Raw genomic sequence first — 23,792 nt, forward strand, 5'->3', positions numbered from 1 at the left:
TCAGCCAGCTCAGCTGCGCTGCCCTTCATCGGAATCATCAACGCCTGACTGTTGGCCGGGGGGTAGGTTTTTTGGCGCAGGCGCGTCCGAAGCCGGCATGTCCAAGGCCGGCATATCATCAAAGTCACTTTTGAGGTTGGCTTCCATGGCATTGAGCTCATCCAGCAGATTGCGGAAACCCGTCTGGCCTTCTTCCGAGTCCAGCGGCTTGAGCGGCTCCACCGGCAACCAGGCCGCGTCACCTGCAGCTTCGCCGTCGCGCGCCTGGGCATCGGCCTCCTCCGGTGACTGCAGCGCCAGCTCCGGCGCCATATCCAGCTCATCCAGATCACGCACCGCCGCCAGCGGTGGCAGCTCGTTCAGGCTGCGCAGGTTGAAGTAGTCGAGAAACTGTCGTGTGGTGGCGTACATGGCCGGCCGCCCCGGCACGTCGCGATGCCCCACCACCCTGACCCACTCGCGGTCCAGCAAGGTCTTGACGATCTGGGTGCTGACCGCAACGCCACGGATATCCTCAATTTCGCCACGGGTGATCGGCTGCCGGTAGGCAATCAGCGACAGGGTTTCCAGCAAGGCACGGGAGTAACGCTGCGGACGCTCCTCCCACAACCGCGCCACCCAGGGCCCATACTGTTCACGCACCTGCAGTCGCCAGCCACTGGCTACCTCACGCAGCTCGATGGCTCGTCCCTGATAGCTGGCTGCCAGCTTCTCCAGCGCCTTGCGAATATCCTCAAAGCCCGGCAGCGCATCTTCATCGAACAGCTCGCGCAGCTTTTCCACCGACAGCGGCCGGCCCGCTGCCAGCAACGCGGCCTCGACAATGTGTTCAATCGGCGGCTGGCTCATGCTCACCTCGTGCCTTGACGTGAATGGGGGCAAAGGCTTCGCTCTGCACCAGATCTACCAGCTGTTCCTTGACCAGCTCCAGCACGGCCATAAAGGTCACTACCACCCCGAGCTTGCCTTCGCTGGCGTTGAACAGGCTGACAAAGGGGACAAACTGTCCGGCCCTCAGGCGATCCAGCACCTCGGCCATGCGCTCGCGCGTCGACAGCGCCTCACGGGTTACCTGGTGGCTTTCGAACATCTCGGCCCGACGCAGCACTTCCGACAGCGACAGCAGCAGCTCCTGCATACTGACCTCCGGATGCGCGCGGCGGCTCGGCAACTCGCCCACCTCGACCCGCGCCGCCCAGGTCTCCCGCCCCATGCGCGGCAGCCCGTCGATGTCCTCGGCGGCCTTCTTGAAACGCTCGTACTCCTGCAAACGGCGGATCAGTTCGGCGCGCGGGTCACCCTCGTCATCATCCAGCTCTTCAGGGCGTGGCAACAACAGGCGCGACTTGATCTCCGCCAGCATCGCCGCCATCACCAGATACTCGGCCGCCAGCTCCAGACGCACGGCTTTCATCAGCTCGACGTACGTCATGTACTGACGGGTGATCTCAGCAACCGGAATATCGAGAATGTCGATGTTCTGCTTGCGGATCAGATACAACAGCAAGTCGAGCGGGCCTTCAAAGGCCTCAAGAAAGACTTCCAGTGCTTCAGGGGGGATATACAAGTCCTGCGGGACTTCGGTGTAGGCCTCGCCGTAGACAACGGCAAGCGGCAGCTCCTGCTGCCGGCCGACGCCGCGCGAACGGTCTAGCGCGGCGTCGGTCTCGGGGCTGACCGCGGCATCCTGCGTCGGGTCAGCCATCGCTTACTGCCGGTACTGCAGGCCCATGGCCTGACGTACTTCGATCAGCGTATCACGCGCCGCTTCACGGGCACGCTCGGTCCCCTCATTGAGGATCACCCGCACCGCATCGGGGTTGGCTTCGTATTCGGCAGCACGCTGCTGCATGGGCGACAGCTCGGCGCTGATGGCGTCGATAACCGGTTTTTTGCAGTCAATACAACCGATACCGGCGCTGCGGCAGCCTTCCTGCACCCAGTCGTGAATCGGCTGATCGGTATACACCTGATGCAGCTGATACACCGGGCACTTGTCCGGGTTGCCCGGGTCAGTGCGGCGCACCCGCGCGGGGTCGGTCGGCATGCGGCGCACCTTTTCCGAGACTTCGTCGGTAGTGTCGCGCAGGGTGATGGTGTTGCCGTAGGACTTGGACATCTTCTGTCCGTCCAGACCGGGCATCTTGGAGTCCGGCGTCAGCAGGGCCTGTGGCTCGGGCAGGATGACCTTGCCGCCCCCCTCGAGGTAACCAAACAGACGTTCCTGGTCCCCCAGGGTAATGTTCTGTTGCTCTTTGAGCAGCGCACGCGCCGTCTCGAGCGCATCCGCATCGCCCTGCTCCTGATAGGCCTTGCGCAGGCTGGAGTAAAGCTTGGCGGCCTTTTTGCCCATCTTCTTGACGGCGGCCTCCGCCTTGTCTTCAAAGCCCGGCTCCTTGCCGTACAGATGATTGAAACGACGCGCCACCTCGCGGGTAATTTCAACGTGCGCCACCTGGTCGGCACCCACCGGCACCTGGCCGGCGCGGTAGACCAGGATGTCCGCGCTTTGCAGCAGCGGATAGCCAAGGAAACCGTAGGTCGCCAGGTCGCGATCCTTGAGCTTTTCCTGCTGATCCTTGTAGGTCGGCACACGCTCCAGCCAGCTGACCGGGGTGACCATCGACAGCAGCAGGTGCAACTCGGCGTGCTCGGGCACCTGAGACTGAATGAACATGGTGGACGAGGTACCGCTGACGCCGGCGGCCAGCCAGTCGATCAGCATGTCCCAGACGTTCTGCTCAATGCTCTGCGGGTCTTCGTAATGGGTAGTCAGGGCGTGCCAGTCGGCGGCGAAGAAAAAGCACTCGTACTCGTGCTGCAGCTTGACCCAGTTTTTTAACACACCGTGATAGTGACCCAGGTGCAGACGGCCGGTAGGGCGCATGCCTGACAGAACCCGGCGCTGCGAATCGACAGAACTCAAGGGGGACTCCTGAAAAGACCAATTGTAATAAGCAAACTGCGGCGATTATACCGATAAAGCAGGATCAGTCATGCAGCTCGCTGCGGCTGACCCCAAAGGGCTCTGGATCGCCCCGCCCCTCACGCAGCACTTCAACCTCGCCATCGAGCAGACTGATCACCGTAGTGGGCTCCACCATGCAAGCGCCACCGTCGATAATCAGCTCGATTTGCTTGCCGAGGCGCTCGCGAATCTGCTCGGGGTCGGTCAGCGGCAAGTTATCGCCGGGCAGCATCAAGGTCACACTGAGCAGCGGCTCACCCAACGCCGCCAGCAGATCCAGGGTGATCTGGTGGTCCGGCACGCGCAGGCCGATGGTACGGCGCTTGGGATGCAGCAGCAGCCGCGGCACCTCGCCAGTGGCGTTGAGAATAAAGGTATAGGGGCCGGGGGTCGTCGCCTTCAGCAGGCGAAAGGTCGTATTGTCGACCTTGGCGTACACACCCAGCTCAGACAGGTCACGGCAGACCAGGGTGAAATTGTGCTTGTCATCAAGCTGGCGCAGGCGCCGAATGCGCTCCAGTGCATTCTTGTTGCCGAGCTGACAGCCCAGCGCGTAGGCCGAGTCGGTGGGATACGCCACTACGCCGCCCTGGCGAATAATGTCGGCGGCCTGACGAATCAGTCGTGCCTGCGGGTTTTGCGGGTGAATCTGGAAGAACTGGCTCATCGAACTCTATCCGTGTTTTCTTGAAGTTTAGCAGGGTGCTAGCGGTAAAGCGGGCGATATCAGCAGGCGTATTGCGTCACGCACTGAACAGGCTGCTCTGCCACACGGGCGTACAGTCAGGCGGCAGCGCCGTCATGCTACCCAGCGCCGTCCAGGGTGAAGCCGGGTTGTGAAAATCGCTGCCACAGCTGGCAAAAAAGCCGAACTCGACCGCCAGCTTACCCAGGTAGGCGACCTGATCCACCGCCTGCTTGCCGTTGGCCACCTCAATGCCACGCCCTCCAGCTGCAGCAAACTGGCGCAACAGCGCGCGCAACTTGCTGCGCGTCAGGCCGTAGTGCCAGGGGTGCGCTACCACTGCCATGCCGCCGGCAGCCCGCAGTTGCTCAACCACCTCTTCCAGGCTGGGCCAGTGCTGGCGAATGTCGCCCAGCTTGCCAGCCCCCAGCCACTTGCGAAAGGCTTCGCCATGGTCGCGCACATGGCCGGCCTGCACCATCCATTCGGCAAAATGCGGGCGCCCCGGCGGCTGCGACACATCGCCGCCAGCTGCCTGCTGCGCGGCCACCGCCCCTTCATAGGCGCCAGGCATTCGCTTAGCGGCCAGCCGTTCACCAATCTGCTCTGCCCGCCGCCAGCGTCCATCACGCACCGCCGCCAGAGCCTCGGTCAATACCGGCGACTCGGGATCAAAGCCGTAACCGAGGATATGCAGCGTATGGCCAAACCACTGCGCCGACATTTCGACACCACTGACCCAGTGCACACCGAGGCTGCGCGCGGCATCCGCCGCTTCGGACAGACCGTCGATGCAGTCGTGATCGGTCAACGCGACCATCGCGACCCCCGCCTCGGCCACGCGCCGCATCAATTCAGCGGGCGCCAGGCTGCCATCGGAGGCGGTACTGTGCATGTGCAGGTCAACAATCAACGGCATTCTCCCGGAACAGGTAAAGACACATCGCGATAACAGGGCCGACAAAGCGCGCCCAGCTTGACGCAGCCGCGTCTCTTTCGCCTATTATGCCGCCTGAACCGTCTCAAGCCCATGCCCGATCCATCGGCCCGGCCACAGCCAACCGCGTCACTGAACAGTCACGCCGCAAGGAATATTCATGCTCTACGCCATCATGGCCACCGACAAACCTGACAGCCTGAGCGACCGCCTGGCCGCCCGCCCCGATCACTTGGCCCGTCTGCAGGACCTGCAGGCGCAGGGACGCCTCGTCCTGGCCGGCCCGCATCCGGCGATCGACAGCGCCGATCCAGGTAGCGCCGGCTTCACCGGCAGCCTGGTGGTAGCCGAGTTTGCCTCACTGGAAGATGCCCAGGCATGGGCTGATGCCGACCCCTATGTGGCCGCCGGCGTCTACGCACAGGTGACCATCAAACCCTTCAAACGCGTATTCCCGGCCTGAGCAAGGAGGCAATCATGTTCCGTTCGTTAATCTGTAGCGCTGTGTTCGGCAGCATCCTGCTGGCCCAACCCGCCCTCGCCCAGGAGCCGGCCGGCAGCGCGACGCAAACCGAGGACAGCACTCAGGCCCAGGATATCGGCACACTGCAGGCTGAACTGGCCCGCGTAGAAGCCGAACGCCAGCGTCTGGCCGACCAGCTCGACGGCGGCGCGCAGGGTGAGCGTGTCGAGCAGCTGCAAAGCGAGAACCAGCAGCTGCGCAACGACAACCAGGCTGCGCGACTGGACGCCCAGGCGCGCCTGATTACTCAGCAACAACGCTGGTTTCTGATTGGCGGTCTGAGCGTTGCAGCCAGCATGCTGCTGGGCTTCGTACTTGCCCGTATGGGCCGCCAGAAGCGCCGCGAATGGCTGAACTGACGCCCGTCCTGATCATCGACGACGATCAGGAGCTCTGCGAGCTGCTGCGCGACTGGCTGGCGACCGAACGTTTTGAACTGACGGCGGCCCACGACGGGCCCAGCGGACTGGCTGCGGCGCGCGCCGATAGCTACGCTGCCATCATTCTCGATGTGATGCTGCCGGGCATGAACGGCCTGGAAATCCTGCGCGAGCTGCGCCAGAGCTGCCAGACCCCGCTGCTGATGCTCAGCGCCCGGGGTGAGCCGGTTGACCGTATTCTTGGCCTGGAACTGGGCGCCGACGACTACCTGGCCAAACCATGCGATCCGCGCGAGCTGGTAGCCCGCCTGCGGGCTCTGCTGCGCCGCAGCCAGCCAAATACCGATGCCGGCAGCGACGAGCTCAGCCACGGCAATCTGCGCCTGGATACCGGCAACCTGATGGCCTGGCAGGACGACGAACCCCTGCAGCTGACGCAAAGTGAAGCGCTGATCCTGCGTGCGCTGATGACTCGCCCGGGGCAGGTTGTCGACCGCCAGACGTTGTCACGCGAAGCACTCGGCAAACCCCTTGGCAGCTACGATCGCAGCCTCGACATGCACATCAGCAACCTGCGTCGCAAACTCGGCCCGCATCCTGAAGGCCGGCCACGCATTCAATCCATTCGCGGGCGTGGTTATCTGCTTGGCCACTGAACAGTCAGCACTGCGTTCTAGCCATTTACACAACCTTTACCAACCCCATGCCACCGCTGACATAGCACTCTCTAGACTCTGCAGGCAATGAGCGGATTCCCCGGTCAGACACCAACGGAGAATGACCCATGAAAAAGACACTGATTGCTGCCACCCTGCTGCTGACCACCGGCCTGTCCGGCGCGGTGATGGCGGGTTCCAACCACGACAACCCGCCGGCGCGCGAGCGTGGCTTCGAGCGCATGGCCGAAGAACTGCAACTGAGCGATGAGCAGAAAGCGCAGCTGGAACAGATTCGCGAAGAAGAGCGCGAAAAATTCAAGACCCTGCGCGACGAGAGCAAGGCGCGCTTTGATGCCGTGCTGACCGCCGAGCAGCGCCAGAAGATGGAAGAGCTGCACGAGCAACGCCGCGAGCGTCTGGAAGAGCGCCGTGAGGGCCGCGAGCACCGCAAGCCGCGTGGCGATTGCGAGTAACACGCTGACAGGAAACACACCCCATGCGGCTATTCTGGAAGGTCTTTGCAGTACTCTGGCTGGCAACCCTGCTGGTCGGCGGTTCGGGCTTTCTGGTCAGCCGCACCCTGCAGCAGGACTGGCTCCTGTTGCAGCTCAATCCGCAGCTGCGCGACTTTGCCGCGCAGCTGGTCGGCATCTACGAACAGCAGGGGCCGCACGCCGCCCAGCAGTGGCTGGAAACCCAACGCCTCGAAGACCGCTTGCGCGCCCACCTGTTTGACGATACCGGCAGCCCGCTGCTGCCCGGCACCTTACCGGTCAATCCGCGCTTTGCTCCGGGTCCGCCGCCAGAACCGCCGCGTCACGGTGATGGCCCCGGGCGTGGTCGCCTGTTCCAGTTGGCCTGGGACACCGAACAGGCGAACTACTTCGTGACCCTGTACGTACCGGCGCCGGCGCTCTGGCAAGGCCAGCGCGCCCCGGTTGCGCTGATGCTCAACGTGGTCCTGGCGATGGCGTTGCTGGCATTACTCAGCCTGGTGCTCAGCCGCTACCTGACACGCCCGCTGCGGCAGCTCGGCAGCGCAGCTCAGGCGTTGGCCAAGGGCCGTTTCAGCACCGGCAGTCTGCAACAGACCAGCGAGCGACGCGACGAAATCGGCGAGCTGGCCCGGCGCTTTGAGAGCATGGCCGAGCAGGTGCAGTCGTTGCTGGATAGCCAGCAACAGCTGCTGCGCGACGTATCCCATGAGCTGCGCTCACCACTGGCCCGCCTGCGCGTCGGGCTGGCACTGGGCAGCCAGCGTGACCTTGAGGCGAACGACCCGCTATGGCAGCGCCTGGACCGCGAGTGCGACCGCCTCGACCGCCTGATCGACGGCATTCTGACCCTCAGTCGACTGGACAGCCAGCGCGAACCACCCACCCCCTTTGCCCTCGACCCGCTGGTACGCCAGGTGGTGGACGACAGCCGCTTTGCTGCCGCCGATCTGGAGCTGGCGCTGCAAGGACAGACTGACCTGCGCCTGACCGGTTGGCCCGACCAGCTGCAGGCCGCGCTCGACAACCTGTTACGCAATGCGGTGCGCTTCAGCCCGCCGAACGGAATCATCCAGGTAGCCCTGTCAGCAACCAGCCATGGCGCGCAGATCATCATCGATGATCAGGGCCCGGGCGTAGCGGATGAATGGCTCAGCCGCCTGAGCGAACCCTTTGTCCGCGTGCCCGGGCAGTCTGCCGATAGTGGCTACGGCCTCGGGCTGACCATCGCCCAGCGCGCCGTGGCCCGCCACGGCGGCCAGCTGACCTTCGCACACAACAGCGACGGCGGGCTGCGGGTAACGGTACTGTTGCCGGGTTCAAGAACCGGCGCATGACAACCGTGTCAGCACCGGTTATGGCTCAGGCCGCAGGCCAGGACGAGAAGTAGGATTCCACCGCCAGCGCTGGCACATTCTTGCGCTCACCGGCCGGGTGGCCGACATAGAGAAACGCCAGAATCTGCTCGTTGCTCGCCAGCCCCAGTTCCGCATGCACCTGCGGATGATAGGCCAGCGCGCCGGTGCGCCACACGGCACCAAGCCCCATGGCATGGGCTGCCAGCAGCATGTTGTTGACCGCCGCACCGCAGGCCAGATCCTGCTCGATGGACGGCACCTTGGGGTGATCCTGATGACGGCTGATGGCCACGATCATCAGCGGCGCGCGTAGCGGCAGCCCCTGATAGCGCGCCAGGGTATCGGCGGACAGGTCTGGCGTGTCGGCCAGCGCAGCGCGGCCAAACACCTCGCCCAGCGCCTCCAGCCCTTCACCTTGGATCACCAGAAAACGCCAGGGCCGCAGGTAGGCATGATCCGGCGCCCGCAGGGCCGCACGGAACAGGGCCTGTTGTTGCTCAGACGTGGGGGCCGGGCCAGTCAGCCGTGGTACGGAAACCCGCTCATGCAGGGCGGTCAGGGCATCCACAGAACGCATTACTCCTTGATATCGACGTCGTCGCCATTGAGCACCTGCTCGCGGTACTGCCCGGGCGGCAAGCCAAACCAGCGCTTGAAGGCCCGAAAGAAGTTGCTGGGGTCGGCAAACCCGAGCATGCAGGCAATCTCAAACAGGGTGAGTTGCGGTTGACCCAGATACTGCAACGCCAGTTCCCGGCGAGTGCGCTCAAGCAACTGCTGAAAGCTGACCCCCTCTTCCTGCAGGCGGCGCTGCAGGGTACGAGTGCTCATATTCATCGCGGCGGCAACTGCCTGGCGCTTGGGTTCGCCCTGACGCAGCAGCCGGCACAGCACCTGGCGAGTCTGATGGGTCACCGGGTCGGCTTCAAAGCGGGCCAGAAATTCGCCGGCAAACCGGTCGTGCAGTTTGGCCAGATGCTCGTTGGCCGTGGCCAGCGGCGTTTCCATCAACTGCCGGGAAAAGGTCAGGCTATGGCTTGGCGCATCAAACGCCATGGGGCACTGAAATAGCGCGGCATAGGGCGCGGGATCGCTCGGGGCCGAGCGCGCAAAAGTTGCCTGCAAGGGCGTCACCGGCTCGGCCGTCATCCAGCGGCAAAACGCCAATGCATAGGCCATGGCCGCCTCGACACTCTGCTGGGCGGCCGGCAGGCGATCGCCATGGATGGCAAACTGGATGCGGCACTGCCCCGGCTCCAACTGCAGCATCAGGTCAGCAGACTCGCCGATCAGACGCTGATAGCGCACCACCCGGTTAAAGCCTTCAAGCAACGAGCGGCTGCTCATCAGCGAGTATCCGACCACACTGAAGTGCGCCGGACGAACCACATGGGCCATGTGCAAACCGATTGCCGGGTTGCCGCTACGCTCGACCGCCAGGTGCCAAACGCGCGTCATGCCGTCCTGCGCAATGCGCGCATCCGGGTCGCTCAGCAGCTCCGGGTCCAGACCGGCATCGGCGAACAGCTCGGCAATATCCAGCCCTTCAATAGCCAATGCATGCCCAATGGCCGAGGCCCAGCCTGACGAGGTGGTCCGTTGAGCTTGCAACATGCTGTTCTGTACCCTGTTCCTTTATGTTATTCGATTGGATCAGCCGCCATGTCCGCCCCCCCTGCACAACTGACAGAGGTAGAGCAGGCACTTCCATGATGTCCGGCGGCTGATCATAGACTAAAGTAGGCTTGAAACAAAAATCCGTGCACCGCCGCCCATTGGGCGCGCCTGGGAGTCCGCCATGCCCCACGCCAGCGAGCCGTCATCCTTCAGCAGCTTCGCCGAATTCTATCCCTATTACCTGAGCGAGCATCAGGATGACAGCTGTCGGCGCCTGCATTACGCCGGCAGCAGCCTGGTCATCGCCCTGCTGCTCTATGTGCTGTTCAGCCAGAACTGGCTGTGGCTACTGGCCGTGCCCCTGGCTGGCTACGGCTTCGCCTGGGTGGGTCACTTCTTTTTTGAGCACAACAAGCCAGCCACCTTCCGCTACCCACTCTACAGCCTGATGGGCGACTGGGTCATGCTGCGCGACGCCCTGACCGGACGCATCCGCTTCTAAGCGCCAGAGCTCGGCAAATCCGCTGACTGTCAGCAGAGTGACAGTCAGCCCCCACCCCCTTCTCTATCATGCCTCGAGGTAGCACTGCTTCAGCCAGCGCCCAGCCAGCCGGCAGGCCAGCTGGCGCAGTCTCCGCAGCCTGAACCACAAACATAACAAGAGGAACGCCACCATGGGTGAGCAACGCGCACAATTCCGCGCCATGCAGGAAGGTACCGCCGAAGACTGGGGGATCATCTCCAGCCACTTCCGCCCCTTTGCCAAGGAACTGCCAGACCGCATCATCAAGCACCTGCAGTTGCTGGATGGTGATTTTGGCGGTTTCCCGATTGACCGTCTCGAGCACTCGCTGCAAACCGCAACCCGGGCACACCGCGATGGCCGTGACGAGGAATACGTGATCTGCGCCCTGCTACACGACATCGGCGACACCCTGGGCAGCTACAACCACCCGGATATCGCCGCGGCGATACTCAAGCCCTTTGTCAGCGCCGAAAACCTCTGGATGGTCGAGAAGCACGGTATTTTCCAGGGCTACTACTTCTTCCATCACCTGGGTATGGATCGGCACCTGCGTGACCAGTTCAAGGATCACCCGCTGTACCAGTACACCGCCGAATTCTGCGCCAAGTACGATGCCCCGGCCTTTGACCCGGACTATGAAAGCGAGTCGCTGGCGTTTTTTGAACCCATGCTGCGACGCGTCTTCGAGAAACCGCGCAACAGCATCTACAAGACCGAATAACCGCCGATACCAGCGAGCAGGCGCCTCTCCCCACCCGAGGCGCCTGCTTTTGACCATGACATCCGTCGGCGAATTTGGCCATTGGATAGACGGGCAATTGTCCCGCCTGATCCCAGGCCCTATGATGCTCAGTCATGCGACGTAGCCGGGTGCCTGCCCGCTACCGCCGTCTCGGCCACGGAATTGACTGAACATGACGATCGACACCCGCATTGCGCCCGTCAAACCACCGCTTGACGGCTACTACTCCCGTATCATCGCCTACCTGTGCGCAGCCCTGACCTTCAGCGCCCTGCTGGTCGAAGATGGCCACCGCCTGAGCTACCTTGTCGCGATCCTGTATACCCTCGCGTATCCCCAGCTGGCGCAGTACCTGCTGGCCCGACTGCCGCGCCTACCCCATCTGCCCCAGCGCCTGAGCCTGCTGGCACTGGATGCGCTGCACACCGGCGTATTCATCGCATTGCTGGGCTTCAACTACGTGCCCAGCATCATGTTTATTGTCCTGCTTGGCCTGTCCTGCCTGATCGCAGGCGGGCCGGCCTATCTCGCCGCCGGCTGGCTGCTGGCGCTGGCCGGGGTATTGCTCGGCGCCGCCATATTCATGCCCGACGTCAGCCTCTACAGCAGCCCGCTGGTGACCCTGGTCAGCCTGCTCAGCGGCGGCTTTTTCATTCTGGTGATGGCCGCCTTCGTGCATCGCCAGGGACGGCATCTGGAAGAAGCCCAGCAGCAGGTTCAACGCGAGCAGGAAAAGACCACCCGACTGGCCGCCAACCTGTCGAAATACCTGTCACCTCAGGTATGGGAGTCGATTTTCTCCGGCAAACGCAGTGTCCAGCTGGAAACCCGACGCAAGAAGCTGACGGTATTCTTCTCCGATATCCGCGGTTTTACCGAGCTGGCCGAGGAACTGGAGGCCGAGGCGCTGACCGACCTGCTGAACAACTATCTGGATGAAATGTCGCGCATTGCCCTGCAATACGGCGGCACCATCGACAAGTTTGTCGGCGACTGCGTCATGGTGTTCTTTGGCGATCCGAAGACCCAGGGCGCCAAGCAGGATGCCGAGGCAGCGGTTTCCATGGCCATCGCCATGCGCAAGCACATGAAGGTGCTGCGCCAGCAGTGGCGCAGCAAGGGCATCACCAAACCGCTGGAAATCCGTATGGGCCTGAGTACCGGCTACTGCACTGTGGGTAATTTTGGCGCCGCAACACGCATGGACTACACCATTATCGGGCGCGAAGTGAACCTGGCCAGCCGCCTGGAAAGCGCCGCCGACGCCGGTGAGATCCTCATCTCCCATGAGACCTACTCCATGGTGAAGGATCTGATCATGTGCTACGACAAGGGCCAGATCAGTGTGAAGGGCTTTGCCCGGCCTGTGCAGATCTATCAGGTGGTGGGCCTGCGCCGCGAACTGGGCGCTGCGCCGACCTTCCTTGAGCGCGAGCTGTCCGGGTTCTCGATGTATCTGGACACCAACCACGTGCGCAACTACGACAAGGAAGACATCATCAAGGCGCTGGAACTGGCGGCGCGCAAACTGCGAGACAAGGTGATCGTCTGACGCCGCGGCTGTTGCGATGCGCTCATCGCAACAGCCGCCACCTCTCAGGCTGCGCTGCCCTCCAGCGCATCGGCTACCGGCTCCAGCGCCGCAGCCGTACTCTCGTCCCAGCGGTACAGCTCGATACGTCCGTCCTGGTGCTCGATCAGCGCTGTGCAGGACTCCACCCAGTCACCGCAGTTGAGATAGTCAATGCCGTTGACCTGGCGAATCTCCGCGTGGTGAATGTGGCCACAGACCACGCCTTCATAGCCGCGCTGAACGCATTCGTGGGCCAGCGCCTCCTCGAACTCGCTGATGAAGTTGACCGCCTTTTTCACCCGATGCTTGAGATACGCGGACAGCGACCAATAGCCGAAGCCAAAGCGTGAGCGCCAGTGGTTGAGCCAGCGGTTGAGCACCAGGCTGAACTCGTAGGCATGATCCCCCAGAAATGCCAGCCAGCGGTGACAGCGGGTGATCACATCAAACTGATCGCCATGGATGACCAGCAAACGACGCCCGTCCTGGCACTGGTGTACCGCCTCGTCCACCAGCTCGATATTGCCCAGCAGCAGGGTCGAGTAGCGGCGCAGAAACTCGTCGTGGTTACCCGTCACGTAGACTACCCGAGTGCCACGCTTGCTCATGGTCAGCACGCGGCGCAGCACATTGGTATGGGCCTGCGGCCAGTAGATCCCCTTGCGCAGGCGCCAGCCATCGATAATGTCACCAACCAGGTAGAGCTGGTCACAGTCATAGGATTTGAGGAAGGTTGCCAGCTTGTCGGCCTGGCAGCCACGGGTGCCGAGGTGCAGGTCCGAGATCCACAGGGTTCTGACGCGCTGCTTTTGCGCCTTGGGCAAAGACACGGCGGTATTCATGCGGCTGTCCTCCTTGGGAAGTTAGGAAAACCTTATCGCCGAGCAGTGACTGACACATGTCAGAAATATGGCCTTAACATGACAACAGGATCGACCCGCAGGGGCGCGCAGCTTCATATACAATGGCGGCTTTTCCACCATGCCACCCGCTGCCCGGACCCGCGTCATGCTCAAACGCCTGCTGCCGTTGCTGTTGCTTTTCCTCTCCACCTGGACCCTGGCCGAACCGCTGCGTACCGGCCTGGTGCTGTCGGGCGGCGGTGCACGAGGGCTCGCGCATATCGGCGTGCTCAAGCAACTGGAAGAAATGAACATCCCGATCGATGCGATCGCCGGCACCAGCATGGGCGCAGTGATTGGCGGACTTTATGCGGCTGGCTACAGCGCCGATGAACTGGAACAGATCGCGCTGGATCTGGACTGGCAGGCGACTCTCAGCGACACGCCGCTACGCGAGGACATCCCCTACCGCCGCAAGCAGGACGACCGCGACTTTCTGGTCAAGCAACGGCTGACCTTCAAGGATGGTGCGCTGAGTTTCCCGCTGGGCTTGTTGCAGGGCCAGAACATGGGCGTAGTACTGGAAAGCCTGCTGGTGCACACCAACGAGATCGACGATTTTGATCGTCTGCCCATCCCCTTCCGCGCGGTGGCCACCGATATTGCCACCGGCGAAGCCGTGGTGTTCGACCGCGGGCACCTGCCGCTGGCCATCCGTGCAAGCCTGGCCCTGCCCGGCTTCTTTGCCCCGGTCGAGGTGGATGGCCGGCTGCTGGTAGACGGCGTACTGAGCAAGAACGTGCCCATCGATGTCGCCCGCGCCATGGGGGTGGACCGAGTCATCGTGGTGGATATCGGCACGCCGCTGAAATCGACCAGCGAGCTTAATTCGGTGCTGGACATCATGGACCAGACCACCACCCTGCTCACCCGCACCAACACCGAGCGCCAGCTGGCCACCCTGACCGACGCCGATCTGCTACTGCAACCCGCGCTGGGCGACATGGGCTTCAGCAGCTTTGCCGAAACCCAGCAGGCCATCGACGCCGGCGCGCGCAGCCTGAGCGAGGCCGACGGCGTGCTGGCCTTTGTTGCCCCACAGGGCAGCGATGCCGGCGGTAATCTGGCCAGCAGCCGCCCCCAACGGCAGGCGATTATTCATGCTGTCGAGGTGGACAACAGCGGCAAGGTGGCCGATGAAGTGGTGCTCAGCATGATTCGTCAGGAGATCGGTGAGCCGCTCAATCTGGCACGCCTGCAAACCGACATGGGCACCATCTACGGCACCGACTACTTCAGCCGCGTCACCTACGAGGTAGTGCACGATCAGGGCCACAATACCTTGCTGGTGCACACTGCCGGCCGCCGAACCGGCACCGACTACCTGCGTCTGGGGCTGAATCTGGTCGATGATTTCGAGGGTGACAGCCAGTACAACCTGGGCGCCAGCTTCCGCGTCAACGGCCTCAACCCCTTGGGCGCCGAATGGCTGACCCGGCTGCAGGTCGGCTCGGATCAGGAGCTGTACACGGAGTTCTATCAGCCGCTGGACTACGGCTCACGCTACTTCGTCGCCCCCTTCATTGACGCCGAGGCGCGCAACCTCGAAGTCATCGACGACAACGACCCCATCGTGGCTTACCGCCAGAAGCGCTATGGCGCCGGTATCAATATCGGTCGGCAAATTGCCAACAACGGCGAGGTGCGTTTTGGGCTGTCGCGCTACCGCGGCAACTCGCGGGTCCGCATCGGCGATCCGGACCTGCCGGATGTCGACTTTGACGAGGCGTTTTACTCGATCGAGGTCGACCGCGACACCCTGGATAACGTCAACTTCCCGCGTTCCGGAGACGAGGCCAAGTTCAGCTGGCGGCAGTCCGAGCCGGCACTGGGCGCCGACGAGCGCTATCAGCAAATCGAGTTCAAGGCCAACAAGGCCTTCGGTTTTGGTCCCAACAGCTTGCAGGTTGGCGGCTTTATCGGGCGAACCGACAGCGATGTAAACGTGGCGCAGAGCAGTTTTGTGCTGGGCGGCCCCGGCTGGTTCTCTGGCTTCCGTCAGGACGCTCTGGCCGGTCAGAACTATCAGCTCGGCCGCCTGGTCTACTACCGCCGCCTGACACCCAGCTACTTCAATGCCGTCAGCCTGCCGCTGTACCTGGGCGCCAGTCTGGAATACGGGCGGGTATACAACCGCGACGAGACCGACTTTGACACCGGCTACTTCGGGGGCGGCAGCCTGCTGCTGGGGATGGATACGCTGGTCGGCCCGCTATTTTTTGGTCTGGGCGCCAACGAAGAGGGGCATGAGGCGCTGTACATGAAGCTGGGGCAGACGTTCTAACCTGCCGGGGCGCGTGACCATGCGCCTCGCACAGCCTCGCATCCTAGCCGCTGATTTCCTGCACCAGCGCAGCGCGGATGCAGTGCAGCACGCCCTCTTCGATCGGCTCGTCGAGCTCGCGGGCCACCGTGCGCACACCCGGCAACTCATCGCTGTCGTGATTGAGAAAGTGGTCCTGAATCCGTTCCAGCTGCGCCGGCCCGATATCAATCGCCTGCTCCAGCGTCAGGTTACCGGTACTGATACCCTGCGCCAGCTGGCCGTAGACCTTGCGCAACGGCTGGCCTAGCTGCGCCGCTGCCTGCTCGGCGGTCATGCCGGCCAGCACCAGCGCCAGCGCCTCATGGGCGTCACGCGTCTCGTTATCCGCCTGCGCGCCCTCACCTCCCAGCACCTGCAGAAAGTCTGCGCCGTAACGCTCCAGCTTGTGCGACCCCACGCCGCTGACCAGTGACATGTCCTGCAGAGTGGTCGGCCGCTGACGCAGCATGTCCACCAGCGTACTGTCAGGGAAGATGACATAGGGAGGCACTCCGTGGGCATCCGCCAGCTGCTTGCGTCGAGCCCGCAGCGCTTCCCACAGCTCGCGATCGGCCTCGGCAATCACCGGCTTGTTGCTGCTGCGCGTACCGCTGCTGCTTGGTTTGCTGACATCACGCCGCAATTGCAGACTTTCCTCGCCACGCAACAGCGCGCGGCAACTTTCGGCCAGACGCAGGCTGCCGTAACCATCCAGGTCGATCTCGACCAGCGCTCTGGCAATCAGCTGACGGAATACCGAGCGCCACTCGTTTTCGCCCAGCCCCTTGCCAATCCCCCAGGTAGACAGATGCTGGTGTCCGGCATTGCGAACCTTCTCGTTGTCGCGCCCCAGCAAAATATCGATCAGATGACCGACGCCGTAGCGCTGCCCGCTGCGGTAGATGGTCGACAACGCCATGCGCGCCGCCTCGCTACCGTCCCAGGTATCCACCGGTTCCAGACAGTTATCGCAGTTGCCACACGGCTCCGGCAGGGTTTCGCCGAAGTAGCCCAGCAGGGTCTGCCGACGACAGCTGGTCAGCTCGCACAGCGCCAGCATGGCATCAAGCTTGTGCCGCTCGATGCGCTTGTGCCGCTCGTCGCCCTCGGAGCCGGCCATAATCTGGTTGAGCATCAGCACATCTTGCAGGCCGTAGGCCATCCAGGCATCGGCTGGCAACCCGTCACGCCCTGCCCGGCCCGTCTCCTGGTAGTAGGCCTCGACGCTCTTGGGCAGATCCAGGTGGGCCACAAAGCGCACGTTGGACTTGTCGATCCCCATGCCAAAGGCGATGGTGGCGACCATGATCAAGCCTTCCTCGTTGAGAAAGCGCTTCTGGTGATTGGCGCGCAGCTCCGCTGGCAGGCCGGCATGGTAAGGCAGCGCCGGCCAGCCCTGGTCACACAGCCAGGCAGCCGTGTCCTCGACCTTGCGGCGCGACAGGCAGTAGACGATACCGGCGTTGCCCCGATGCTCGCGCAAAAAGGCCTGCAACTGCTGGCGCGGCTTATCCTTGGGCACAATGCGGTAGAAGATATTCGGGCGATCAAAACCGGAGATAAAACAGGCTGCTTGCTCCAGCTTCAGGCGCTGCGCCATTTCGGCGCGGGTGCGCTCGTCAGCGGTCGCCGTCAGCGCCATGCGCGGCACGCCCGGAAACTGCTCGGCCAGCTGGCCCAATTGCAGGTATTCCGGACGGAAGTCATGCCCCCACTGGGACACGCAGTGGGCCTCGTCAATGGCGATCAGGGCGATCTGCAGAGACTGCAGGAAGGCAATGGTCCGCGGCTTGAGCAGGCGCTCGGGTGCCAGGTAGAGAAACTCCAGCTCACCAGCGCGCATCTGCCGGGCGATCTCACGCTGGGCGTCTTCGCTGAGCGTCGAGTTGAGTGCAGCGGCGCGCAAACCAAGCTCGTTGAGCGTGGCGACCTGATCATCCATCAGCGCAATCAGCGGCGACACAACGACTGTCAGCCCCTGACGCAGCAACCCCGGTACCTGATAGCACAGCGATTTGCCGCCGCCGGTGGGCATCAGCACCAGGGCATCACCGCCACAGGCAACCTGATCAATGATATCGGCCTGCTGACCACGGAATTCGCCGTAGCCAAACACGTCTCGCAATTGTTGCAGGGCTTGCTCGCGCATGGGTCTCCTTAGTGGGGGTCAGGACGCGCACCGGGATGTTTCAGCGGCCGCAGAGTATAACGCCTTTGGCAATTGCCCGGGGCATGCGTAAAATGCCGGGACCATTGATAGAGAGGTGTCCCCATGTCCTTTTCCGACCAGCTCCAGCACCTGCAAGCATTTCTGGACGCCGACGACCTGCACGATGAAGCGCTGGATTACATGGCCGCCTGCGGCTACCTGACCGCTCTGGCGATAAGCCCGGAGGTAGTGGAGGACGCCGAACTGCTGGCAGAACTGTTTGCCGAGACGCCGGACTATCAGGATGCCGAGCAGCAAGCGCAGATCGAAAGCACCCTGCTGGAACTCAAGGCGCGCATCGCCCGCGAGCTGGCCAGCGACGAGGACCTGGAACTGCCCTGCGAGCTGACGCTGGGTGATGAGCCGGACTACTCCGACCTGCGCAGCTGGTGTATCGGCTTCATGGAGGGCGTGTTCCTGCGTGAGGAAGCCTGGTTCAGCAATGACGAAGAGCTGGTCAGCGAGTTGCTGCTGCCGATCATGGTTGCCTCCGGCCTGTTTGCCGATCAGCCCGAGTTTGCCGAAATCCATGAAGACGAAGACATGGTCGAGGACATGGCTGAGCACATCCCCCAGGTGCTGACCCAGCTGTTCCTGCTGTTCAACGCCCCGGAAGAAAAGCAGAAGCCGGCGCTGATCACCAAGCGTCGCTAAGCCACTGACTGGCGGCCCTCACCGGCCGCCAGCCAGCGCTCCAGCAGCGCCAGCACATCAGCCTCTGGGCGATAGCCTGTGCTCAGCAGCGCCAGCTGACCGTTACGCTCGCCAAACAGAATCGGCAACTCTGCCAACCCCAAGCCCTCCACCCACTGCAAGTCCTGCTCCAGCTGCTCGGCACTGGCCGGCGCATCGAAGCGTTCAGCAAACAAAGCTGCGTCGTATTGGCTCGCCTCGGCCACGGCAACCAGCACCGCCGTTTGCGTCACATCCTGCCCTGCCACATAAAACGCCTCCTGCAACGCCCGGGCAAAGACCCAGCTACGCGCCGGGTCGAGCTCGCGCGCCACAATCAGCGCACGGCTGGCGGGCCGGGTATCGTAAACCAGGGTGGTGGGTAACGCCTGTGGGTCGCCAAAGGGTTGGCCACTGAGGCTGGCGACCGCCTGCCAGTGGGCGGCCAGCGCCTGGCGCGAGTGCTGATCCAGCGGCGCACCATGGTTGGCGCGCAGGCTGGCCGGCATCAGATGCAAGGGCAGATCCGGCCAGCGCTGGCGAATACGATCAAGCAACGGCGCCATCCCCCAGCACCAGGAACACATCGGGTCCATGATATGGAGCAGGCGCTGCTGCATCGGTGATTCTCCTGTAGGGATCAGTCGCCCCTGTTGGCGTTTGGCGAAGCCAGGCTAGCCGCCTTGCCAATAGGATGCGGCTCGTTACGGCGTTTGGCCAGCTCAATCTGACGCTGACGCTCCTCGGCGCGCTGGCGCGTCTTCTCCGGCAGGCTGTCGTAGCAGCGCGGACAGCTGATGCCCTCGACGTACTGGCTGGACGCCTTGTCCTCAGGCGATACCGGGTGGCGGCAGGCGTGGCACTGATCGAAGGAGCCTGGGGCCAGGTCGTGACGCACGGTCACGCGGTTATCAAACACAAAGCACTCACCATTCCACATCGACTCTTCGGCCGGAACGTCCTCAAAATACTTGAGAATACCGCCCTTGAGGTGAAACACCTCACCAAAGCCTTCCTCGAGCATGTAGCTGGACGCCTTCTCGCAACGGATGCCGCCGGTACAGAACATTGCCACCTTTTTGTGACGTTTTGGGTCAAAGTGCTCGCGCACGTACTCGGGGAATTCACGAAAGGTCTTGGTCTGCGGGTCGATAGCGCCCTCAAAGGTACCGATAGACACCTCGTAGTCGTTGCGGGTGTCGATCAGCAGTACCTCGGGGTCGCTGATCAGGGCGTTCCAGTCCTTGGCGTCGACATAGGTGCCCACCTTGCGCGTGGGCGAAACACCCTCGACGCCCAGGGTGACGATTTCCTTCTTCAGCTTGACCTTGGTGCGGTAGAAGGGAATCTCGTCGCAGAAAGACTCCTTGTACTCCAGATCACTCAAGCGGGGGTCACTGCGCAGCCAATCCAGCACCGCAGCCATACCCGCCTGGGGGCCGGCGATGGTGCCGTTGATGCCTTCCTCGGCCAGCAACAAGGTGCCTTTGACGCCATTGGCGGTCATCTCGTCCAGCAGGGGCTGGCGCAGGGCTTGATAGTCATCCAGGCGGACGAACTTGTAGAGTGCCACAACAACAATTGCAGACATGCATACCTCTTCTTCAGTGGGCGCCCGCGTAAAGGGCGTACCGTTGGGGGCCGCGATTCTAGCAAAAAATGGGGGGTTGCGAAAAATGGGCGGCGTTGCGGATGGGCGGGACCGTCGAGTGATAGCTCGTCCGGTCGTTACTTGTGAACTCGAAAGCGCGCTTGGTCATTCTCTGCGCCTTTGTCCCATCCGCCTTTCGCCTTCTCCGGCGAGCCAAGGGGCACCCGGCTGCGCGGCCCTTCGGGTTCGCTGCGTTGCTCGATTTATCGGGGTGGCCGGCGAGGTGAGCCACAAAACTCGGGGGCTCTGCCCCCTCGGACATCCTGTGGCTCTTTTCCCCGATAAATCTGCGCTACTCGCCCGCGTAAACGGGACTGGATTCCGTGCACGCTTGACCATCGCTGATCATTCCCACGCTCCGCGTCCTGCTGAGGGGTGACGCCAGCAGCACCTTAGCTCGCCGTGAAGGCGAAAAGCTGACTTGATAAAAACAGGCTGCTAAAAGCCATTTACTGCCAGCCGCACCAAACCACCGGAGCGTCAATCAACCGTGCTTGCCGCCACCCAGGCAATTGGGCGAGTCCGGCGCCTGCTGGCGTTGCTGCCATTCCTCTGCCGTGTAGGTGTGCAGCGCCAGCGCGTGAATGCGCTGCATCAGCTCCCCCAGGGTGCGATACACCGCCTGATGCCGTTTCACAGCGTTCAACCCGGCAAAGTCCTCGCTGACGATCACCGCCTTGAAGTGCGATTCCGAACCCGGCGGTACGCTGTGCATGTAGCTTTCGTTGATCAGCTCAAGATGGCTGGGCTGCAGCGCCTGCAGCGCCTGGTGCAGGGCTTCCTGGGTGGTGGACATGGCTGTCTCCTGTGGCGGTTTCACGGCCCGCTAGTCTAACTCAGGAACCCGCCGGTGGTGGCGTCACGCTCAGGCGCCGCAGGCGACGTTGGCGCAAATTCTGAATCAGGCTGGGCGCCAGTGCGATCAGCGCCGAGCCCAACACCACCAGCAACGCGCCCACATAGGCCAGGTTATTGAGCACTTCCGGCTCGATCAGCCCCGGCCAGAGCATCGCTCCGAGCGCGACCATAGAAAAGGTAAACAACGGCGTGGTGGTCACCGTCGCACTGACCCGCGAGGCCTCCCAATGCGCCAGCGCCTCGGCAAAGGCGCCGTAGGCCACCAGGGTATTCAGGCAACAGCCCACCAGCAACCAGGCCTGCAGACTGCTCAAGGACAGCACCTGCGCTGGACTTGCCAACGGCCAGATCAGCAGCGCACAGGACAGGTAGATCACCATCATCACGGTGACCGACGACCAGACCGTCAGCAGCTGTTTCTGTGCCAGCCCGTAAAGCGCCCAGCTGAACGCCGAGGCCAGCGCAATCAGAATACCCAGTGTGTAGCTGCTCATCTGTGACAGCAGCTCAGCCAGACGCTGATTGAAGAACAGCACAAAACCCGGCAGCAACACCAGCAGGCCCAGCACCTGCCCCAAACCAAAGCGCTCGCGAAATACCAGCATGCTGCCCAGCATCAACATCACTGGCGCGGTCTGGATGATCAGTTGCATGGTGCCTGCGGACAGCCGGTTCAGCGCCATCAGGTACAGCACGTAGTTGAAGGCCAACCCCAGAATGGCAACCACCAGCAACCCGCGATTACGCCCGGACAGGGCCATGATCGAGGGCAGGCGTCGCTTGGCGGCCAGCCAGCAGAACAGGACCAGTCCGGCACTGAGCAAGCGGTACCAGGTCACGGTGTAAGGATCCATGACCTGCAGTACCTGCTTGAGCATGATCGGCAGTACGCCCCACAACAGGGTGGTGGTCAGCGCCAACAGAAAACCATAAAGCCAGCGCCCGGAAGACACGTGCATGGAGATAACTCGAGGAAGGGGGAAGAAGGCACCATTGTAGAAAGGCGCAGCAGTTGCCGACAGAGACAGTTTGTACCGGCAACTGTACCGGTCAGCCAGTCTCTTCCTCACCGGTTACCCTATGCCAGAGCCGCCGTTGCTCATCGGGTTCGACCCGGTAGCGCGCCCAGCGCAAAAACTCGCTGACCCGGCAGATACCGTTGCCACCCTCACCGGCGCCCTTGACGATACGATAACGCACGCGCCCCGCTCGGCCGGGTCGATTGACCACCTGCTGTACTTCGCGCACGGACCAGTTACGTCCGGGAAGCCCGTTGCTGTAGTAGGCACCGGTGACCAGGTCTGCGGCAGCCACGCCCTTGCTCTGGGCGTTGTTGTTGGCCAGTTCGACCAGCCGCAGCAGATCATCAAACTCGATGTCCATGTAGGCGTTCATCTGCTTGAGCGCGTGTTCAAAGTCTTCAGGAGCGATGCCCGGCGCGCGTGAGACCTGGTGACGGACCAGCGGCAGAGGATAGCGCCGCCCCTCAAACAGGGCATTGAAGGCCACGGCGAACAGCACGATCACCAGCACATCGAGCAAGATCGGATACACCACGAAGGCAAAGCCGGCCTCGGTGATCTGCGGCCCACCCAGCACGACAATCATCGCTGTGGCGCTGCCCGGCGGGTGCAGGCAGCGGGCATACATCATGATGACGACGCTGCCGCCCACCGCCAGCGCGGCCAGCCAGAAGCCGGGCGGCAGGTACTGCACGCAGGCCACGCCAAAGGCCGCAGACAGGACATGCCCGCCAATCACCGACCAGGGCTGCGACAACGTGCCGTGCGGCATGGCAAACACCAGCACCGCGCTGGCGCCCATGGAGCCGGTGACCCAGAGCGCGGCCTCGGCCATGACCAGATGCGTGACCCCGTACAGCAGAATCAACGCGAGCGTCGTCCCGAGCGCAGACACCAGCTTTTCCCGGTGACTGGTGCTGTCCGGCCGCCAGCCTAGAAAGCGCAGCCCTCTGCGCAACCACCGCACCCGCATCACCCGCACGCTCTCTCCCTCTCACTGTCAGCGGCCATGATACCTGAGACAGCCCCCCAGTAACCTGTCATTCAGAACCCTGACTGCTATGCTGGCAGCTCATTTGCCAAAAGGAGAGCCACTATGACCGACCTCGCAGACCGCACACTGGTCCAGGGCCAGCCAGTACTCAACGAGGCAGAGATCCACCGACAGCTGGCCGCCCTGCCCGACTGGTCGCTGGTCACCCAGGCTGAGGTGCCTCGCATCAAGCGGACCTACAGCTTCCCTGACTTTGCCAAGGCCCTGACCTTCGTCAACCAGGTTGGCGCACTGGCCGAGCAGCAAAACCATCATCCGGCCCTGCTGCTGGAGTGGGGCAAGGTCACCGTCAGCTGGTGGAGCCACGATGCCGGTGGCGTCCATCTGAACGACCTGATCATGGCAGCAAGGACCGAGCGCCTGTACCAGTAACCAACACCAGTCTCTCGTTCGACTCGTGAGAAGCGCCGATCTTGATTCCGCGTGCCGGCATGCAGCTCACTGTGTCGCGCTGCACGCTCGGGCCCTCGCAGAGGCGCGTGGAATTGATCCGCGCCTTTCTTGTAGCCAATTTATCTAACACCGTCACATACCTGACATCGACGGCTCACCACGCCGTGCTATAAATAACACTGGGTGGAGGCCACAACCTCCCCCTTGGTGCCAACTCCAACCAGGAGCACGCACATCAAGGCGCCCACAAGGCGCCCGCCCAAT

At 62.8% G+C, this 23,792-nt stretch carries 25 protein-coding genes; 11 read left to right on the forward strand and 14 right to left on the reverse strand.

The features are described 5' to 3' along the window. Window positions 1-9 precede the first annotated feature (9 nt). The 5 genes from scpB to CNQ84_RS07105 all read right to left on the reverse strand — a co-directional run bounded on the left by scpB (window position 10) and on the right by CNQ84_RS07105 (window position 4,566). Entirely contained in the window at window positions 10-855 is an 846-nt protein-coding gene (gene scpB / locus CNQ84_RS07085) for an SMC-Scp complex subunit ScpB (protein ID WP_425439952.1), read from the reverse strand. Next, on the reverse strand, window positions 830-1,546 hold the full coding sequence (locus CNQ84_RS07090; protein ID WP_165771248.1) for a segregation and condensation protein A: 717 nt from the start codon (window positions 1,544-1,546) through the stop codon (window positions 830-832). Before CNQ84_RS07090 ends, scpB begins: the two co-directional genes overlap by 26 nt. A gap of 162 nt (window positions 1,547-1,708) precedes the next feature. Continuing rightward, window positions 1,709-2,926, reverse strand: coding sequence for a tryptophan--tRNA ligase (locus CNQ84_RS07095; protein WP_096004203.1), 1,218 nt, complete (start codon window positions 2,924-2,926; stop codon window positions 1,709-1,711). A 64-nt stretch (window positions 2,927-2,990) separates the two neighbouring features. Further along, entirely contained in the window at window positions 2,991-3,635 is a 645-nt protein-coding gene (locus tag CNQ84_RS07100; protein ID WP_096004204.1) for an L-threonylcarbamoyladenylate synthase, read from the reverse strand. 76 nt (window positions 3,636-3,711) lie between these two features. Then, window positions 3,712-4,566, reverse strand: coding sequence for a PHP domain-containing protein (locus tag CNQ84_RS07105; protein WP_096004328.1), 855 nt, complete (start codon window positions 4,564-4,566; stop codon window positions 3,712-3,714). 184 nt (window positions 4,567-4,750) lie between these two features. On the opposite strand from CNQ84_RS07105, the gene CNQ84_RS07110 reads away from it, so the two are divergent. The 5 genes from CNQ84_RS07110 to CNQ84_RS07130 all read left to right on the forward strand — a co-directional run bounded on the left by CNQ84_RS07110 (window position 4,751) and on the right by CNQ84_RS07130 (window position 7,983). Next, window positions 4,751-5,053, forward strand: a complete 303-nt coding sequence (locus CNQ84_RS07110) for a YciI family protein (RefSeq protein ID WP_096004205.1) — start codon at window positions 4,751-4,753, stop codon at window positions 5,051-5,053. 14 nt (window positions 5,054-5,067) lie between these two features. After that, the gene (locus CNQ84_RS07115) at window positions 5,068-5,472 is read left to right on the forward strand and encodes an SH3 domain-containing protein (RefSeq protein ID WP_133065878.1); all 405 of its coding nucleotides are present in this window, start codon (window positions 5,068-5,070) and stop codon (window positions 5,470-5,472) included. Next, window positions 5,469-6,149: a response regulator gene (locus CNQ84_RS07120; protein ID WP_096004329.1), complete on the forward strand. Its 681-nt coding sequence runs from the start codon at window positions 5,469-5,471 to the stop codon at window positions 6,147-6,149. The genes CNQ84_RS07115 and CNQ84_RS07120 overlap by 4 nt, the downstream gene beginning before the upstream one ends. Window positions 6,150-6,277: 128 nt before the next feature. Then, entirely contained in the window at window positions 6,278-6,625 is a 348-nt protein-coding gene (locus CNQ84_RS07125; RefSeq protein ID WP_096004207.1) for a Spy/CpxP family protein refolding chaperone, read from the forward strand. Window positions 6,626-6,648: 23 nt separating this feature from the next. Further along, the gene (locus CNQ84_RS07130; protein ID WP_096004208.1) at window positions 6,649-7,983 is read left to right on the forward strand and encodes a HAMP domain-containing sensor histidine kinase; all 1,335 of its coding nucleotides are present in this window, start codon (window positions 6,649-6,651) and stop codon (window positions 7,981-7,983) included. A 25-nt stretch (window positions 7,984-8,008) separates the two neighbouring features. On the opposite strand, the gene CNQ84_RS07135 is transcribed toward CNQ84_RS07130, so the two are convergent. Both CNQ84_RS07135 and CNQ84_RS07140 read right to left on the reverse strand, forming a co-directional pair. Continuing rightward, entirely contained in the window at window positions 8,009-8,572 is a 564-nt protein-coding gene (locus tag CNQ84_RS07135) for a nitroreductase family protein (RefSeq protein WP_096004330.1), read from the reverse strand. An 8-nt stretch (window positions 8,573-8,580) separates the two neighbouring features. After that, window positions 8,581-9,618: an AraC family transcriptional regulator gene (locus CNQ84_RS07140; RefSeq protein ID WP_096004209.1), complete on the reverse strand. Its 1,038-nt coding sequence runs from the start codon at window positions 9,616-9,618 to the stop codon at window positions 8,581-8,583. Window positions 9,619-9,802: 184 nt separating this feature from the next. Here CNQ84_RS07140 and CNQ84_RS07145 point away from each other — a divergent pair, with 184 nt between their 5' ends. From CNQ84_RS07145 to CNQ84_RS07155, 3 genes are all read left to right on the forward strand, one after another. Continuing rightward, window positions 9,803-10,123: an Mpo1-like protein gene (locus CNQ84_RS07145; protein WP_096004210.1), complete on the forward strand. Its 321-nt coding sequence runs from the start codon at window positions 9,803-9,805 to the stop codon at window positions 10,121-10,123. Between the two features lie 172 nt (window positions 10,124-10,295). Then, on the forward strand, window positions 10,296-10,868 hold the full coding sequence (locus CNQ84_RS07150) for an HD domain-containing protein (protein WP_096004211.1): 573 nt from the start codon (window positions 10,296-10,298) through the stop codon (window positions 10,866-10,868). A 193-nt stretch (window positions 10,869-11,061) separates the two neighbouring features. Beyond that, window positions 11,062-12,441, forward strand: a complete 1,380-nt coding sequence (locus CNQ84_RS07155; RefSeq protein WP_096004212.1) for an adenylate/guanylate cyclase domain-containing protein — start codon at window positions 11,062-11,064, stop codon at window positions 12,439-12,441. Window positions 12,442-12,485: 44 nt separating this feature from the next. On the opposite strand, the gene CNQ84_RS07160 is transcribed toward CNQ84_RS07155, so the two are convergent. Then, complete coding sequence (locus CNQ84_RS07160) at window positions 12,486-13,304, reverse strand: UDP-2,3-diacylglucosamine diphosphatase (protein ID WP_096004213.1); 819 nt, start codon at window positions 13,302-13,304, stop codon at window positions 12,486-12,488. A 166-nt stretch (window positions 13,305-13,470) separates the two neighbouring features. On the opposite strand from CNQ84_RS07160, the gene CNQ84_RS07165 reads away from it, so the two are divergent. Then, window positions 13,471-15,648 carry a patatin-like phospholipase family protein gene (locus CNQ84_RS07165; RefSeq protein ID WP_096004214.1) on the forward strand — a complete coding sequence of 726 codons (2,178 nt, stop codon included), beginning with the start codon at window positions 13,471-13,473 and terminating at the stop codon, window positions 15,646-15,648. A 43-nt stretch (window positions 15,649-15,691) separates the two neighbouring features. Here CNQ84_RS07165 and recQ read toward each other — a convergent pair whose 3' ends face one another. Then, window positions 15,692-17,818, reverse strand: a complete 2,127-nt coding sequence (gene recQ / locus CNQ84_RS07170) for a DNA helicase RecQ (RefSeq protein WP_096004215.1) — start codon at window positions 17,816-17,818, stop codon at window positions 15,692-15,694. 123 nt (window positions 17,819-17,941) lie between these two features. On the opposite strand from recQ, the gene CNQ84_RS07175 reads away from it, so the two are divergent. Further along, window positions 17,942-18,532, forward strand: a complete 591-nt coding sequence (locus tag CNQ84_RS07175) for a UPF0149 family protein (RefSeq protein WP_096004216.1) — start codon at window positions 17,942-17,944, stop codon at window positions 18,530-18,532. On the opposite strand, the gene CNQ84_RS07180 is transcribed toward CNQ84_RS07175, so the two are convergent. The 5 genes from CNQ84_RS07180 to CNQ84_RS07200 all read right to left on the reverse strand — a co-directional run bounded on the left by CNQ84_RS07180 (window position 18,529) and on the right by CNQ84_RS07200 (window position 23,054). Then, window positions 18,529-19,170, reverse strand: coding sequence for a DsbA family protein (locus CNQ84_RS07180; RefSeq protein ID WP_096004217.1), 642 nt, complete (start codon window positions 19,168-19,170; stop codon window positions 18,529-18,531). The genes CNQ84_RS07175 and CNQ84_RS07180 overlap by 4 nt on opposite strands. Window positions 19,171-19,190: 20 nt before the next feature. Then, the gene (gene trhO / locus CNQ84_RS07185; protein WP_096004218.1) at window positions 19,191-20,141 is read right to left on the reverse strand and encodes an oxygen-dependent tRNA uridine(34) hydroxylase TrhO; all 951 of its coding nucleotides are present in this window, start codon (window positions 20,139-20,141) and stop codon (window positions 19,191-19,193) included. Window positions 20,142-20,685: 544 nt separating this feature from the next. Then, window positions 20,686-20,997 carry a BolA family protein gene (locus CNQ84_RS07190; RefSeq protein WP_096004219.1) on the reverse strand — a complete coding sequence of 104 codons (312 nt, stop codon included), beginning with the start codon at window positions 20,995-20,997 and terminating at the stop codon, window positions 20,686-20,688. A gap of 40 nt (window positions 20,998-21,037) precedes the next feature. Then, a complete protein-coding gene (locus CNQ84_RS07195) occupies window positions 21,038-22,018 on the reverse strand; it encodes a DMT family transporter (RefSeq protein WP_096004220.1) in 981 nt (326 codons plus the stop codon). A 91-nt stretch (window positions 22,019-22,109) separates the two neighbouring features. Next, window positions 22,110-23,054, reverse strand: coding sequence for an HPP family protein (locus CNQ84_RS07200; RefSeq protein ID WP_096004221.1), 945 nt, complete (start codon window positions 23,052-23,054; stop codon window positions 22,110-22,112). A gap of 123 nt (window positions 23,055-23,177) precedes the next feature. Here CNQ84_RS07200 and CNQ84_RS07205 point away from each other — a divergent pair, with 123 nt between their 5' ends. Beyond that, on the forward strand, window positions 23,178-23,507 hold the full coding sequence (locus CNQ84_RS07205) for a 4a-hydroxytetrahydrobiopterin dehydratase (RefSeq protein ID WP_096004222.1): 330 nt from the start codon (window positions 23,178-23,180) through the stop codon (window positions 23,505-23,507). The last annotated feature ends 285 nt before the right edge of the window (window positions 23,508-23,792 follow it).

This window comes from Pseudomonas abyssi (genome assembly GCF_002307495.1).
Classification (GTDB): Bacteria; Pseudomonadota; Gammaproteobacteria; order Pseudomonadales; family Pseudomonadaceae; genus Halopseudomonas; species Halopseudomonas abyssi.